This is a genomic window from Janthinobacterium sp. NFX145, from assembly GCF_049810325.1.
In the GTDB taxonomy this organism is placed as follows: Bacteria; Pseudomonadota; Gammaproteobacteria; order Burkholderiales; family Burkholderiaceae_D; genus Janthinobacterium; species Janthinobacterium rivuli.
The window spans coordinates 6,340,362-6,353,370 of record NZ_CP187360.1; the positions used below are offsets into that span (position 1 = coordinate 6,340,362).

The window sequence follows — 13,009 nt, forward strand, 5'->3', positions numbered from 1 at the left end:
ACACGGCAACCCTGTATGCAGTAAACTTGTTGTTGCATTTTCTAAAAGGTACCGACATGACTGAAGCGCTACTCACTCCAACCTTGCCTACAGTGAACGTGGAAGCGTTGCGTGCGCGATGCTCGACCTGCAGCATGCATCAATTGTGCCTGCCGATGGGCCTCGATATGGGCGACATGGACAGGCTGGACCAGATCATCGGCCGCCGCCGCAAGATCGTGCGCGGCGCCTCGCTGTTCCGCATCGGCGACTCGTTCCAGAACCTGTACGCGATCCGCCTGGGGCACTTCAAGACGTACCAGATCAATCCGGGCGGCGAAGAGCAGGTGACGGGCTTCCAGATGGCCGGCGAACTGCTGGGCATGGACGCCATCAGCGCCGACCGCCACCACTGTAATGCGGTGGCGCTGGAAGACAGCGAAGTGTGTGAAATCCCGTTTTCCAGCCTGGAACAATTGCTGGGCAATATGCCGACCCTGCTGCGCCATTTCCACCGCATGATGAGCCAGGAAATCACGCGCGAGCAAAGCGTCATGCTGTTGCTGGGCAATATGCAGGCGACGCAGCGTTTTGCCGCCTTTATCGTCAACCTGGCGTCGCGCTACGAAGCGCGCGGCTATTCGAGCAGCAAATTCCAGCTGCGCATGTCGCGCGAGGAAATCGGCAACTACCTGGGCCTGACCATCGAAAGCGTCAGCCGTTTATTGTCGAAATTCAAGAAGGAAGGCTGGCTGCGCGTCTCGAACCGAGAAATTGAAATCTTGCAGCCGGCAAAACTGAAGGCCATCACGGCCGGTACCGACGTCTGCAAATAAGGCCTACAGCTCTTCGTCGGCGTGCAGCGCGATGCTGCGTTGCAGCGGCCAGGTCCAGATGCCGGACAGGCGCCACTCGCGCTTGTCGTTTTCCACCAGCACTTGCCAGCGGCTGCGCTCGAGCATCGGCAGCGCCACCGAGAAATTGCCGGCCGCATCGGGCCGCACCAGCAGCTTGATGTCCTTTTCCGGCAGGGTCGCATGCGCCAGGTGCAGCTGCAGCGGACCCTGGTAAGCCTTGCCGAAGCTGTGCACGGAACCACTGAGGCGCGCTGACGCCACGTCGTAGGACAAGCTGGTAGCCATCGCCAGGTCGCTGGCGATCGTGTCGCGCTTCAAATCCTGGTTGATCGCCTTGCCCTGCTTGTAATAGTCGCCCACCACCAGCGCATCGGGTTGCGTAAACGCGATATAGCCCATGAAGCTGCCGACGACCACGGACAGGCCGGGACCGATCATCAGCAGCCATGGCCAGCGATGCTTGTACCAGGGATCGGCGGGGGCTTGCAGTTTCAGACTGTCGGACATGGTGATTCTCCTGTGTAAACGGCCAGTCCCCATGCGGGGACCGGCCTTCCTGCTTTAACGCGGCACGATGAATACCGCGCTTTCACGCACATGCAGCGAGGGGTTGTCCAGCGATTGCAATTCGATCGCAATCTTGTTCGACCCCTTCTCGCCGACGCCGTGCGGCACGCGCAGGCGGATCGGCCAGCCCAGCGTTTCCGTCGGCTGCAAGGTCACTTCTTCGCGCGTCAGCAAGGTCAGGCCCGGCAAGCCGGAAGCGCTGATCTTGAAATGCTGGCTTTGCTCCGAGGTGTTCATGATCTGCAGGCGGTAGACGTTTTCGATCATGCCGTCTTCCACTTCGCGTCCCATCGAACCGCGGTCGCGGATCACGTCCATTTTCAGGGGCGTGCGCAGGGCCAGCGACGTACATACGGCGATGATGATCAGGGCCAGGATGGAAGTGTAGATCAGGACGCGCGGGCGCATGGCGCGCTGGCGTATCTGCTTCGAATTGAAGTTGTTTTCCATCGCATGGTCGGTGCTGTAGCGTATCAGGCCACGTGGCCGCTCGACCTTGTCCATCACGCTGTTGCAGGCATCGACGCAGGCGGCGCAGCCGATGCATTCATACTGCAAGCCGTTGCGGATATCGATACCGGTCGGACACACCTGCACGCACAGGGTGCAATCGATGCAGTCGCCCAGCTTGTCGTTGTTGCCGGCCTTCTTGCTCATGGCGCCGCGTGGTTCGCCGCGCTTGGCATCGTAGGTGATGATCAGCGTGTCCTGGTCGAACATGGCGCTCTGGAAGCGCGCGTAGGGGCACATGTATTTGCACACCTGCTCGCGCAGCCAGCCCGCGTTGCCGTAGGTTGCCAGGCTGTAGAACAAGACCCAGAACCATTCCCAGGGACCGAAATTCAAGGTGGTCACCGACTGCGCCAGTTCCTTGATCGGCGTGAAGTAGCCGACAAAGGTAAAGCCCGTCCACAGGGCGATGGCGCCCCATGCCAGGTGCTTGGCCGTCTTCTTGAACGCCTTGCGCACGGAGGGGCCCTGCTTGTCGAGGGCCATGCGCGCGCTGCGCGTACCCTCGATGCGGCGTTCGACCCACAGGAAAATTTCCGTGTATACCGTTTGCGGGCAAGAGAACCCGCACCACACCCGCCCGGCAATGGCCGTGACGAGGAACAACAAATACGCACAGATGATCAGCAGGGCCGCCAGATAGATGAAATCCTGGGGCCACAGCACGACGCCGAAAATGTAGAACTTGCGCGTGGTCAAATCGAACAGCAGGGCTTGCCTGCCATTCCAGGTCAACCACGGCAAGCCGTAGAACGCGAGCTGGGTAAGCCATACGCATACCCATCGCCAGGTAGCGTAGCGTCCTTTGGCCTCGCGAGGGTAGATCTGCTCGCGGGCCGCATACATCTTGATGACTTGAGGTTCCATTTTTACTTGGCGGGTGCCTGCGGATTCGACAGGCTCCAGACATACGCCGACAGCACATGTACCTTGGATTCGCCGAGGAAATCGCTGAAGGCAGGCATGGTGTTGCTGCGTCCCTTGCGTACGGTTTCCATGATGGTGTCGGCGCTGCCGCCGTACAGCCAGGTCTTGTCCGTCAGGTTCGGCGCGCCGAGCATCTGGTTACCCTTGGCATCGGCACCATGGCAGGCCATGCAGGCGCCAAACTTGGCCTTGCCCAGCACCGACTTGACGGGATCCGAGGTCGAACCGGACAGGCTCAGCACATAATGGGCCACGTTCTCGACATCCTTTTCGGAGCCCAGGGCGGCGCCCATCGGTGGCATCTGCCCATTGCGGCCGTGCAGGATGGTGGTCTTGATGATGTCGGGTTCGCCGCCATACAGCCAGTCCTTGTCCGTCAGGTTGGGAAAGCCCTTGTTGCCGCGCGCATCCGAACCGTGGCATTGCGCGCAATAGGTCAGGAACAGACGCTGGCCGATGGCTTGCGCCTGCGGATCGGCGGCCACCGTCTTCAAGTCCTGGCTCAGGTACTTGTTGAACAGGGGACCGTAGTCGGCTTCCGCCTTCTTCAGCTCTTCCTCGTACTGGCCCGTCGATTTCCAGCCCAGGCTGCCGGCATAGTTGCCCAGGCCTGGATACAGGAACAGGTAGGCCAGCGCGAAGACGATGGTGATGTAGAACAACCACATCCACCAGCGCGGCATCGGCGTATTAAGTTCCTTCAAGTCCTCGTCCCAGACGTGGCCCGTGGTGCCGTCGGCAGGGGCGCCCTCGACCACTTTGATTTTCGACTGCGAGTACAGCAGCACGCCGCAGCCGATGATGCCCAGCAGGGACAGCACGACGATGTAGATATTCCAGAAGCCATTGGTAAAGTCAGCCATGGTGATGCTCCTTCGCCAGGTTCATCTCGGCCTCGGCCGGATAGTCGAGCGCGTCGTCGGCGAACGGCAGGCGTGCCGCCGCGTCGAAGTCGCTGTTGCTGCGGCTGAACGTCCACCACAGGATGCCCACGAACGTCGTAAAGGAAACCACCGTCATGACGCTGCTGGCGCTGTCAAACAGGTTTTCGATTGCCATGCTAATTCCTTGTTTTGATTAATGTACCGAGGCCTTGCAGATAGGCGACCAGGGCGTCTTCTTCCGTCTTGTCCTGCAGCTGCGCGGGGCCGGCGGCGATCTCTTCATCGCTGTACGGCTGGCCCAGGCGTTTCAGGGCGCGCATCTTCGGCATGATTTCGTCAGGCACCAGCTTGGTCTTCGCCAGCCAGGGGTAGGACGGCATGTTCGACTCGGGCACCACGTCGCGCGGGTTGTTCAAGTGCGTGCGGTGCCATTCGTCGCTGTAGCGCGCGCCCACGCGGGCGAGGTCGGGCCCCGTGCGCTTGGAACCCCACTGGAACGGATGGTCGTAGACGAATTCGCCAGCGACCGAATAGTGGCCATAGCGTTCCGTTTCCGCGCGCAGCGGACGCACCATCTGCGAGTGGCAGTTGTAGCAGCCTTCGCGCACGTAAATGTCGCGGCCCGCCAGGCGCAGCGGCGAATACGGCTTCAGGCCGGCGACCGGCTCCGTCGTGCTCTTCTGGAAGAACAGGGGAACGATCTCGACGGCGCCGCCGATGCTGATCACTACCGTGACCAGGGCGATCAGCAGCCAGGGGTTTCTCTCAATCCATGCATGTGAAAATTTCATTTGCTTATGCTCCTATCAGGCGTGCGCCGCGTTCAGTTCCGGAATGCGGGCGACGGGGAGTTTGCTGCCGCGCAAGGTCATCCAGGTGTTGTAGCCCATGATGCACATACCCGACAGGTACAGCAGGCCACCGGCCACGCGCACCACGTAGTACGGATACGTCGCTTTCACGCTCTCGACAAAGGTGTAGGTCAGGGTGCCGTCCGGATTGACCGCGCGCCACATCAGGCCCTGCATCACGCCGGCGATCCACATGGCGGCGATGTACAGCACGATGCCGATGGTGGCCACCCAGAAGTGCACGTCGACCAGGCGCGTGCTGTGCATCTGCGTGCGGCCCGCCAGGCGCGGCAGCAGGTAGTAGATCGAACCCATGGTGATGAAGCCCACCCAGCCCAGAGCGCCCGCATGCACGTGGGCAACGGTCCAGTCCGTGTAGTGCGACAGCGAGTTGATGGTCTTGATCGACATCATCGGACCTTCGAAGGTGGCGATGCCGTAGAACGACAGCGAGACGATCATGAATTTCAGGATCGGATCGGTGCGCAGCTTGTGCCAGGCGCCCGACAGGGTCATGATGCCGTTGATCATGCCGCCCCAGCTTGGTGCCAGCAGGACCAGCGAGAAGACCATGCCGATCGATTGCGTCCAGTCAGGCAATGCCGTGTAGTGCAGGTGATGCGGGCCCGCCCACATGTAGGTGAAGATCAGCGCCCAGAAGTGGACGATCGACAAACGGTACGAGTACACGGGACGCTCGGCCTGTTTCGGGATGAAGTAGTAAACCATGCCCAGGTAGCCGGCGGTCAGGATGAACCCCACCGCGTTATGGCCGTACCACCACTGGATCATGGCGTCCTGCACGCCCGCATACGCAGAATACGACTTGGTGAACGAGGCTGGCATGACGGCGCCATTGACCACGTGCAAAATCGTCACGGCCAGGATGTAGGCACCGAAGAACCAGTTGGCCACGTAGATGTGTTTTACCTTGCGCTTGATCAGGGTGCCGAAGAACACGATGGCGTAGGCGATCCAGACGATGGCGATGAGGATGGCGATAGGCCATTCCAGTTCCGCGTATTCCTTGCCGCGTGTCATGCCCATGGGCAGGGTGACGACGGCGCACAGGATCACCGCTTGCCAGCCCCAGAAGGTGAAGGCGGCCAGTTTGTCGGAAAACAGGCGCACCTGGCAGGTGCGTTGGACAACGTAGTACGAGGTAGCGAACAGGCCGCAGATGCCGAAGGCGAAAATCACCGCATTCGTGTGCAGCGGGCGCAAGCGTCCGTATGTCAGCCATGGTATATCGAGGTTCAGGGCAGGCCAGGCCAGCTGAGCGGCGATGATAACGCCAACCAGCATGCCGATGATGCCCCATACCACAGTAGCGACCGCGAATTGCTTCACGATCTTGTAGTTATAGTTCAGCGATTGATCCACAAAGACTCTCCCTGGAATTACTATTTATGATGGTGGCCAGAGAGTAAGTGTTTGACCGAGAAAAAACTTTGATGTGGATCAAAATTCCCCGGATGAAATAAGCGTAGCGAACTGGCATCGAAATAAAGTGATATTTCGGTCAAAAAAGCCATGCAAGATCCCTGCAACAGGGGCTTGATGTGGCGTAAAACGTGCATGGCGGCAAGGGCTTACAGTGGCGAGTCCAGACACGCCCAAGGCCCGCCATGGAAGACCCTGAACGCTGCGACCCGTTGGATGCCCAGGTGGACCTGCTCGTGGGCAAGGCCGATGGCACGACCCTGTTCGATCACGGCAAGCTCGCTTGCCTGGTGCAGGCGCCGTTGCCGGGCATCGTCATCTTCGTGCATGGCGTCAATTCCGACGGCGAGTGGTACCGCGCGGCCGAAGCCGGCCTGTGCGCCGGCCTGAACACGCGCATGAAGCGCTGCGACGAGCACATGGCGCATGCCACGGCGCAGGGCGGGCGGTTGACGCCGGTGAGCTATCGGAGCGAGCTGAGCGATGACGGCTACGTCGATCCCGACTATACGGCCAGCACCTTTATCGCGCCGCCAGCGCATTTTTCCCCCGTGATCCAGTTCCGCTGGGGCTACAAGGCCAGCGACAAGGAGTTGCAGGCGTATGGCGATTCGGTCTACCTGAACGAACATGCTTACTGGGGCGGCGGCCCGTTCGCGAATGGCTGCTCATCGCTGCCGGATCTGTGGGGCGAGGGCTTGTCGGACGCCCTCTTCCTGTGGATACACATCGAACACCTCAATCCCGTCAACGACCGTATCGTGTATGCCTGTCCACCGCGCCCCTACTTCGTGCTGGCGGCCTTGCGCCTGGCGCACCTGGTAGCGGCCATCCGCCAGCAGCAGGCCGACGTGCCGATTACCCTCGTCTGCCACAGCCAGGGCAATATGGTGGGCATGGCGGCCGCGTTTCTGGGCAACAAGATGGCTGACGTGAAAGATGCGGCAGGCAAAAGCGGCCGTTGCGTGGCCGATACTTATGTTTTATGTAATCCACCGTACAGCCTGTTGCGCAGAAACGACACCGAAGGCTGGTTGCAGGGGCAAGTCAGGGATGTCGATGGCAATGTGGGCCGGCAAAGCGGCAAGGCGCGCCGCCACGCCCATCCAGGGCATCGGCTGGTTGGGTCTCAGCGCCGAAGAGATCAAGGCCACGCGCGGCGACGGCGTGTTTACCCAGCGCGTCTTCGCTCAGGGCTTTCCCGTTGGCCAGCACGGCGATTATGATTATTGGAGCAATCACTATCGCCAGCCCGCACGGGGCAGCGCCGATTTCTGGCATCCGCATTCGCCGATTTCCAAATATGATCCCAACAAGGGTGTGCGCGCCAGCAGCAGCGAGGCGGGCAGGACGGCGACCAGGCGCACCGCCACCGCCACCTCGGCCCTCATGCGGATGCTGAAGATCCCCATCCACGCCATCCCGCCCAACGACTGGCGCATCCCCGTGACGGCGCCCGCCTTGCCGGAAGTGTTTACACCGCAGGCCGTGCGCTTCGGTGTACCCAGCCCCAGGTTCGACCAGGATATCGATCCGCCCGGCACGCACCGCCAGGTGGGCAAGGTGCCCCCGGCAGGCGAGCCGTATGCCGATACAAGCGTGGGCGGCACGCCGCAGGGCGACCGCGATACCGAGGCGACATTGCGCTACGAAGACCATGCCCGCCTGCGCATGAAGGCCCGCCGCGAAAAGCTGGACGGCAATGACGGCAAGGCCATGATGGAAGACGACCTGTCCACCGCCACGCCGGAATATTTGCAATGGCGCAAGCAGGAAATCCAGGGGCAACTGGCGGCCACCTGCGACACGCATGCGACCGACCATTCCACCATCCTGACCAATCCCCGGCACGCGGAAAAGGCGCTGGCGTATGACGTGGCGATTGGGGTGGGGCATATCGGCGAGGAGGCGATGCGAGAGTTGAGAGTGATTGCGGATTGGCGATTGTTGAAGGAGTTGGAAAAAAGGGGTAATTCAAACAGAATTTTTCTTGAATATTTCAAGCTTGGTTTGTTTAAAAAAAAGCCGTTATTGGCGTGGGTTCAAAGTTATGGCAGCACAGGGCGCATGCCTTCGGAAATTGTGGATGAGCGTATGTACAAGCGCCCGGAGACCTCCTGATGCGTAACTTGATTGCTACCTTTCCGCGCAGGCTGGGCTGGAGCATGTGCGTATTCAGTCTTGTGGCTGGTATTGCACTCTGGTCGATATTGCAGACCGGGCCAATCGATGTTCCTTTTGAAGAAGGATTGCTGATGAAACGACTATTGTTAATGCCGGCATTGCTGGCGCTTGCCGTCCTTTTCCTGACCTCGGCCTGCGCCAGTAAGGCGCCTGTCGCAGTACCGGTTGCCGCCGTCATCCCTGCTGCGCCCGCGCAGCCTTACATTGCGCAGGTCGTGGGCGTGCAGTGGCTCAATCCCCTGCAGCGACGCGACTATCCGACCGAATGGCAATTGCTGTGGACACTGGGGCTGGCCAAGCCAAACAAGGACGATAGCAAAGTGAAAGAGAACCCTGTGCGCTTTGGCAAGGTGCAATCGATTGGCATGATCGCTTCCGGCAACAAGGGGCGGGAAACATTCAATGGGTATCATGAAAAGTATGTGGAAGAATTGATTTATCTTTTCCGGGATATCTACTTTTCCAACAAAGAGTATTTTTACAACGCCCATTCGCTGACTGACAAATCCACGCGGCGTGAACTGGCCGGTATCCATGTGGAATATGCCTTGCCGGCTGGACGCCTTGATCCGGACGAGGCGGGAAAATATGTCGTTGAAACGATCACGGATGCCTTCAGCATCGGCAACCCCTCCTTCCCCGATTCCTGGACCACGGCCACGCCGCCCGACGTGCGCGTCACCATGGGCGGCGCGAATGCGGGCTTTATGTCCCTGGCGGCGGGCCTGGCTTACCTGCAGGCCAATCCCGACAAGACGGTGTGGGTGATGAACTGGGATGCGCCCAGCTATCCGCCCAAGGATGAGCAGATCAATGAAAACATGGTCTTGCTGGTGCTGGCCGGCCCTGGCTACAAGACGGAGCGTGCGCCGCTGGCCTGGCTGGGCTTTCCCGCCACGCGCCAGGTCGCCGATTTCACCGCCGACAAGGGACAATCCCCGCGCGCCGTGCAGGCCTGGAGCGCTGCCATCGACGCTGCCGCCCGCAACGCGCAATTGAATGACGATGCCATCGGCTACGTCATCCACGATGCCGGCGCCGCCTATCCTGTTTCGTCAGAACGGCTCGGCCCGCTGGCGCAAAGCCTGACGCAGCAATTGCCCGACTTCGATTTCAACCAGCAGACGTTCAACATGCCGGCCTTGCTGGGCGAAACGGGCGCTGGCACGGCGCTGACGAACGTGGCGCTGGCCATCGCCCATGCCAACCACGTGGGCCGGCCCGTGCTGGTGGCGGGCAGCAGCGACAGCGAAAGTGTGACAGCCGTGGTGGTGGCGCCGCCGGCCGTGGTACGGCCCATCGACCACGAACAGCCATGGTTTCGCGCGCGCGGCGGCAATACCGTGTTTTTACCGTGGTGGGGCCGGCGCTTCGATGCGCGGCCGGGGTCGCAGGGTTATTCGCGCTGAGGCGGCGTGGCGTCGGGCGCTGGGGTATCGTCGTCCTGCAAGACGCGCAGGCCCGGTCCGACGAGGTCGTCGAACTGGCCGCTGTCCGAGGCCGTGAAATACACCCACAGGGCGATGAAGACGACGACGACGCTCAAGGGGATGAGAAGATACAGTGCTTCCATGTTCAGGCTTTCCGCAGGCGCAGGGCGTTGGCGATGACGACGGCCGAGCTGGCAGCCATGCCGACGCCGGACAGCCAGGGGTTCAAAAAACCCAGCGCGGCGGCCGGGATGGCCGTCAGATTGTACAGGGTTGCCCAGCCCAGGTTTTCGCGGATGATGCGCATGCTGCGCGCGGCCGTCTTCGCCGTGTCGAGCACGGACACCAATTGGTTTGAGAGCAGCACCGTGTCCGCATGCGCCTGCGCCAGGGCGGCGCCGGAACCCATGGCGAACGACACGTCGGCGCCGCTCAGCACGGCCGCGTCGTTGATGCCGTCGCCGACCATCGCCACGACGGCGCCCGTCGCCTGCAATTGCTGCACGAAATCGAGTTTTTCATCGGGCAGGCACTCGCCGCAGGCCGTGTTGATGCCCAGTTCCGTCGCCACGCTTTGCGTCAGCGCTTCCTGGTCGCCGCTGAGCAGCACGACTTGCTTGCCGCGCCGGTGGAAATACGCGACCACGTCGCGCGCTTCCGGGCGCAGCGCGTCGCTGAGTAAAAAGCGCGTCAGCCAGCGCCCTTGCGTGCCCAGGTACAGCGGCGTCATGCCCTGCATGCCGACGGCCGTGTCGCCCAGCGGCGGGCCGGCGATGGCGGCGACAAAGGCCGCGTTGCCCAGGCGGTAGCGCACGCCGTCGACGACGCCTTCGAGTCCCTGGCCCTGCACTTCCTGTAATTGTTCCGCATGCATGCGCGGCTGCTGTCCTGGCAACCCTTCTGCCGCCGCCAGGATCGCCTGCGCCAGCGGATGGGCGCTGCCCGCTTCCAGCGCGGCGGCCACTTGCAGGCAGGCGTCCTCGCTCAGGCTGCCGAGCCCCTCGATTTGCCGCAGCACGGGCCGGCCCAGGGTCAGTGTCCCCGTCTTGTCGAAAACGATGTGGGTGGCGCGGTGCAGGGTTTCCAGCACATGTGGCTGGACGATCAGCACGCCGCGCCGCAGCAGGCTGTCGGTGGCGGCCGCCAGCGCCGTCGGCGTGGCCAGCGACAGCGCGCACGGACAGGACACGACCAGCACGGCAATCGCCACGGGCCAGGCCTGCGCCGGGTCGTGCCAGCTCCAGAAGGCGAACACGGCGACGGCGAACAGCAGCAGGCCCAGCACGAACCAGGCGGCCACTTTATCGGCCCACTGCGCGATCTGCGGCTTGCCGCTGCCGGCCCGCTCGATCAGTTTCAATAAATCGGACAGGGTGCTTTCGCGCGCCGGTTTGAGCACGCGCAAGATGAGCGCCGCGCTGGCGTTGATCGCCCCGCCCGGTACCTGTTCGCCTGTCTTGCGTCGCTGGGCCGCGCTCTCGCCCGTCAGCAGCGACAGGTCCAGCGCACTGCTCCCCTCGACGATGACGCTGTCGGCGGCGATCGCCTCGCCCGGTTTGACCAGAATCACGTCACCGACGGCCAGGCTGCCGGCCGGTACCAGGGTGGTGGCGCGGTTGTCGGGAAAGCCCGCCATCAAGGACGCGGAGGCGGGCAAGGCGTGCTGCAAGCGTTCCAGGGCCGAGGCGGCCTTGCGGCGCGCCTGCAGCTCGAAATAGCGGCTGCATAGCAAGAGAAAAATGAACATCGTGGCCGAGTCGTAATACACCTCGCCGCGGCCCGTAAAGGTCGCCACCACGCTGCCGAAGAAGGCCGCCAGGATGCCCAGCGCGACGGGCACGTCCATGCCCAAAGTGCGTGCGCGCAAGCTGGCCCAGGCGCCCTGGAAAAACGGCATGGCGGAGTAGCAGATGGCCGGCAAGGTGAGCAGCAAACTGGCCCAGCGCATCAGGCTGGCCATATTGTCGTCCAGGGTGCCATCCTCGGCCAGGTAGGACGGCGCCACGTACATCATCACCTGCATCATCGACAGGCCGGCGACGAACAGCTGGCGCCCCAGCGTTTTGCTGGCTTTTTGCAGGCGCTCGCCATGGCGCACGGCGTCATACGGATAGGCCGTGTAGCCCACTTGCCGCACGGCTTGCAGGATGTCGCCCGGCTCGCACTGGGCGCGGCTCCAGCGCACATACAGGCGCTCCGTGGCGACGTTCAGGCTGGCTGCCTGCACGCCGGGCAGGCGGGTTAATTGACGCTCGATCAGCCAGACGCAGGCGGCGCAGCGGATGCCTTCGACGGACAGGGTCGCTTCGCAGCTGCTGGCGTCGCGCGCGAATTGCGCGTCGTCATTGCTGTACAGGCGCAACTCGGGCGGCACCATGGTCGCATCGGCTGCATTGACGGCATATTCGTCGCGGTCGCGGTAGTAGGCGCTCTGGCCGATGTCGACGATGGTTTGCGCCACGGCTTCGCAGCCGGGGCAGCACATGGGGCGCGGCACGTCGTCGATGGTGACGTTCCAGCTGGAACCGGCGGGGACGGGCAAGCCGCAATGGAAGCAGGCGGAAGGTTGTAGAACAGCATTCATAGGTGTGTTTTCATGCGTCTTTTCATGGATGGCCCGTGACGCACAGGGCGTCGAGCCAGCCCAGCGAGACGCCATTCGCGGCGCGCAGCAGGCCCAGCAAGCCAAAGCTCAGCACCAGCAAGCCGCTGGCGATGCGCACGGGACGGCGCTGCATCTGCGCGCGCAGTCGCGTACCCAGTAAACCCATGCCCAGCAGGGTGGGCAAGGTGCCCAGGCCGAAGGCGGCCATCGTGGCCGCGCCGTTCAGGGCAGAACCCTGCATCATGGCCGTCAGCAGCGCGCTGTAGACCATGCCGCACGGCACCCAGCCCCACAGGCCGCCCACGGCCAGCGCTTTTAACGGCGTATCCATCGGCATCAGCGGTTTCAGCAGGGGGCGCACGCGGCGCCAGACGACGTTGCCGGCCGCTTCCAGATGGGCCAGGCCGCGCCAGGCATCCATCAGGTACAGGCCCAAAGCAACGAGCATCAGGTTGGCCAGCCAGTAGCCGGCCACTTGCAGGGACGCCAGGTGCAGCATGCCCGCGCCCGCCAGGCTGCCGGCCATGGCGCCGGCCAGCATGTAGCTGACTATGCGCCCGCCGTTGTAGGCCAGCACGCGCAAGACGCCCTGCAACTGCGTCGATTGCAGCGCCGGGCGCGCCACAGCGATGGCGATCACGGGCCGTGTTGGGGCCGGTGCGCCGCCGCCCAGCGACAGGGCGCCGACGATGCCGCCGCACATGCCGATGCAGTGCACGCTGCCGGCCAGGCCGACCAGGAACATGGGCACGAGGCTGAGGGCGTTCATCGG

13 protein-coding genes are annotated in these 13,009 nt (G+C 62.6%); 4 read left to right on the top strand and 9 right to left on the bottom strand.

Annotated features, from left to right (window positions below; all coding sequences use genetic code 11):
• The first annotated feature begins 56 nt into the window (after nucleotides 1-56).
• Entirely contained in the window at nucleotides 57-815 is a 759-nt protein-coding gene (fnr, locus tag ACPJXG_RS28495; protein WP_035823313.1) for a fumarate/nitrate reduction transcriptional regulator Fnr, read from the top strand.
• Between the two features lie 3 nt (nucleotides 816-818).
• Here fnr and ACPJXG_RS28500 read toward each other — a convergent pair whose 3' ends face one another.
• The 6 genes from ACPJXG_RS28500 to ccoN are packed head-to-tail and all read right to left on the bottom strand — an operon-like array spanning nucleotide 819 to nucleotide 5,958.
• A complete protein-coding gene (locus ACPJXG_RS28500) occupies nucleotides 819-1,343 on the bottom strand; it encodes a FixH family protein (protein ID WP_035823311.1) in 525 nt (174 codons plus the stop codon).
• Between the two features lie 54 nt (nucleotides 1,344-1,397).
• On the bottom strand, nucleotides 1,398-2,780 hold the full coding sequence (ccoG, locus tag ACPJXG_RS28505; RefSeq protein ID WP_035823309.1) for a cytochrome c oxidase accessory protein CcoG: 1,383 nt from the start codon (nucleotides 2,778-2,780) through the stop codon (nucleotides 1,398-1,400).
• A gap of 2 nt (nucleotides 2,781-2,782) precedes the next feature.
• Complete coding sequence (ccoP, locus tag ACPJXG_RS28510) at nucleotides 2,783-3,703, bottom strand: cytochrome-c oxidase, cbb3-type subunit III (RefSeq protein WP_035823307.1); 921 nt, start codon at nucleotides 3,701-3,703, stop codon at nucleotides 2,783-2,785.
• Entirely contained in the window at nucleotides 3,696-3,899 is a 204-nt protein-coding gene (locus ACPJXG_RS28515; RefSeq protein ID WP_035823305.1) for a cbb3-type cytochrome oxidase subunit 3, read from the bottom strand. The genes ccoP and ACPJXG_RS28515 overlap by 8 nt, the downstream gene beginning before the upstream one ends.
• A 1-nt stretch (nucleotide 3,900) precedes the next feature.
• Nucleotides 3,901-4,515, bottom strand: a complete 615-nt coding sequence (ccoO, locus tag ACPJXG_RS28520) for a cytochrome-c oxidase, cbb3-type subunit II (protein ID WP_035823296.1) — start codon at nucleotides 4,513-4,515, stop codon at nucleotides 3,901-3,903.
• Nucleotides 4,516-4,530: 15 nt separating this feature from the next.
• The gene (gene ccoN / locus ACPJXG_RS28525; protein WP_035823294.1) at nucleotides 4,531-5,958 is read right to left on the bottom strand and encodes a cytochrome-c oxidase, cbb3-type subunit I; all 1,428 of its coding nucleotides are present in this window, start codon (nucleotides 5,956-5,958) and stop codon (nucleotides 4,531-4,533) included.
• A 245-nt stretch (nucleotides 5,959-6,203) separates the two neighbouring features.
• Here ccoN and ACPJXG_RS28530 point away from each other — a divergent pair, with 245 nt between their 5' ends.
• Genes ACPJXG_RS28530 through ACPJXG_RS28540 form a run of 3 tightly spaced genes read left to right on the top strand, consistent with a single transcriptional unit; the run spans nucleotide 6,204 to nucleotide 9,611 of the window.
• Nucleotides 6,204-7,244, top strand: coding sequence for a T6SS effector phospholipase Tle3 domain-containing protein (locus ACPJXG_RS28530; RefSeq protein ID WP_425252995.1), 1,041 nt, complete (start codon nucleotides 6,204-6,206; stop codon nucleotides 7,242-7,244).
• Nucleotides 7,186-8,139, top strand: coding sequence for an effector protein Tle3 domain-containing protein (locus ACPJXG_RS28535; RefSeq protein WP_425252996.1), 954 nt, complete (start codon nucleotides 7,186-7,188; stop codon nucleotides 8,137-8,139). Before ACPJXG_RS28530 ends, ACPJXG_RS28535 begins: the two co-directional genes overlap by 59 nt.
• Nucleotides 8,139-9,611 (top strand): virulence factor, encoded by a 1,473-nt coding sequence (locus ACPJXG_RS28540; protein ID WP_425252997.1) that lies wholly within the window; start codon nucleotides 8,139-8,141, stop codon nucleotides 9,609-9,611. Before ACPJXG_RS28535 ends, ACPJXG_RS28540 begins: the two co-directional genes overlap by 1 nt.
• Here the strand turns inward: ACPJXG_RS28540 and ccoS are convergent.
• Genes ccoS through ACPJXG_RS28555 form a run of 3 tightly spaced genes read right to left on the bottom strand, consistent with a single transcriptional unit; the run spans nucleotide 9,599 to nucleotide 13,006 of the window.
• Nucleotides 9,599-9,775, bottom strand: coding sequence for a cbb3-type cytochrome oxidase assembly protein CcoS (gene ccoS / locus ACPJXG_RS28545; protein WP_035823290.1), 177 nt, complete (start codon nucleotides 9,773-9,775; stop codon nucleotides 9,599-9,601). The two genes, ACPJXG_RS28540 and ccoS, sit on opposite strands and share 13 nt — an antisense overlap.
• A gap of 2 nt (nucleotides 9,776-9,777) precedes the next feature.
• Nucleotides 9,778-12,216 carry a heavy metal translocating P-type ATPase gene (locus ACPJXG_RS28550; protein ID WP_425252998.1) on the bottom strand — a complete coding sequence of 813 codons (2,439 nt, stop codon included), beginning with the start codon at nucleotides 12,214-12,216 and terminating at the stop codon, nucleotides 9,778-9,780.
• A 22-nt stretch (nucleotides 12,217-12,238) separates the two neighbouring features.
• Nucleotides 12,239-13,006, bottom strand: a complete 768-nt coding sequence (locus ACPJXG_RS28555; protein WP_425252999.1) for a sulfite exporter TauE/SafE family protein — start codon at nucleotides 13,004-13,006, stop codon at nucleotides 12,239-12,241.
• Nucleotides 13,007-13,009 lie beyond the last annotated feature (3 nt).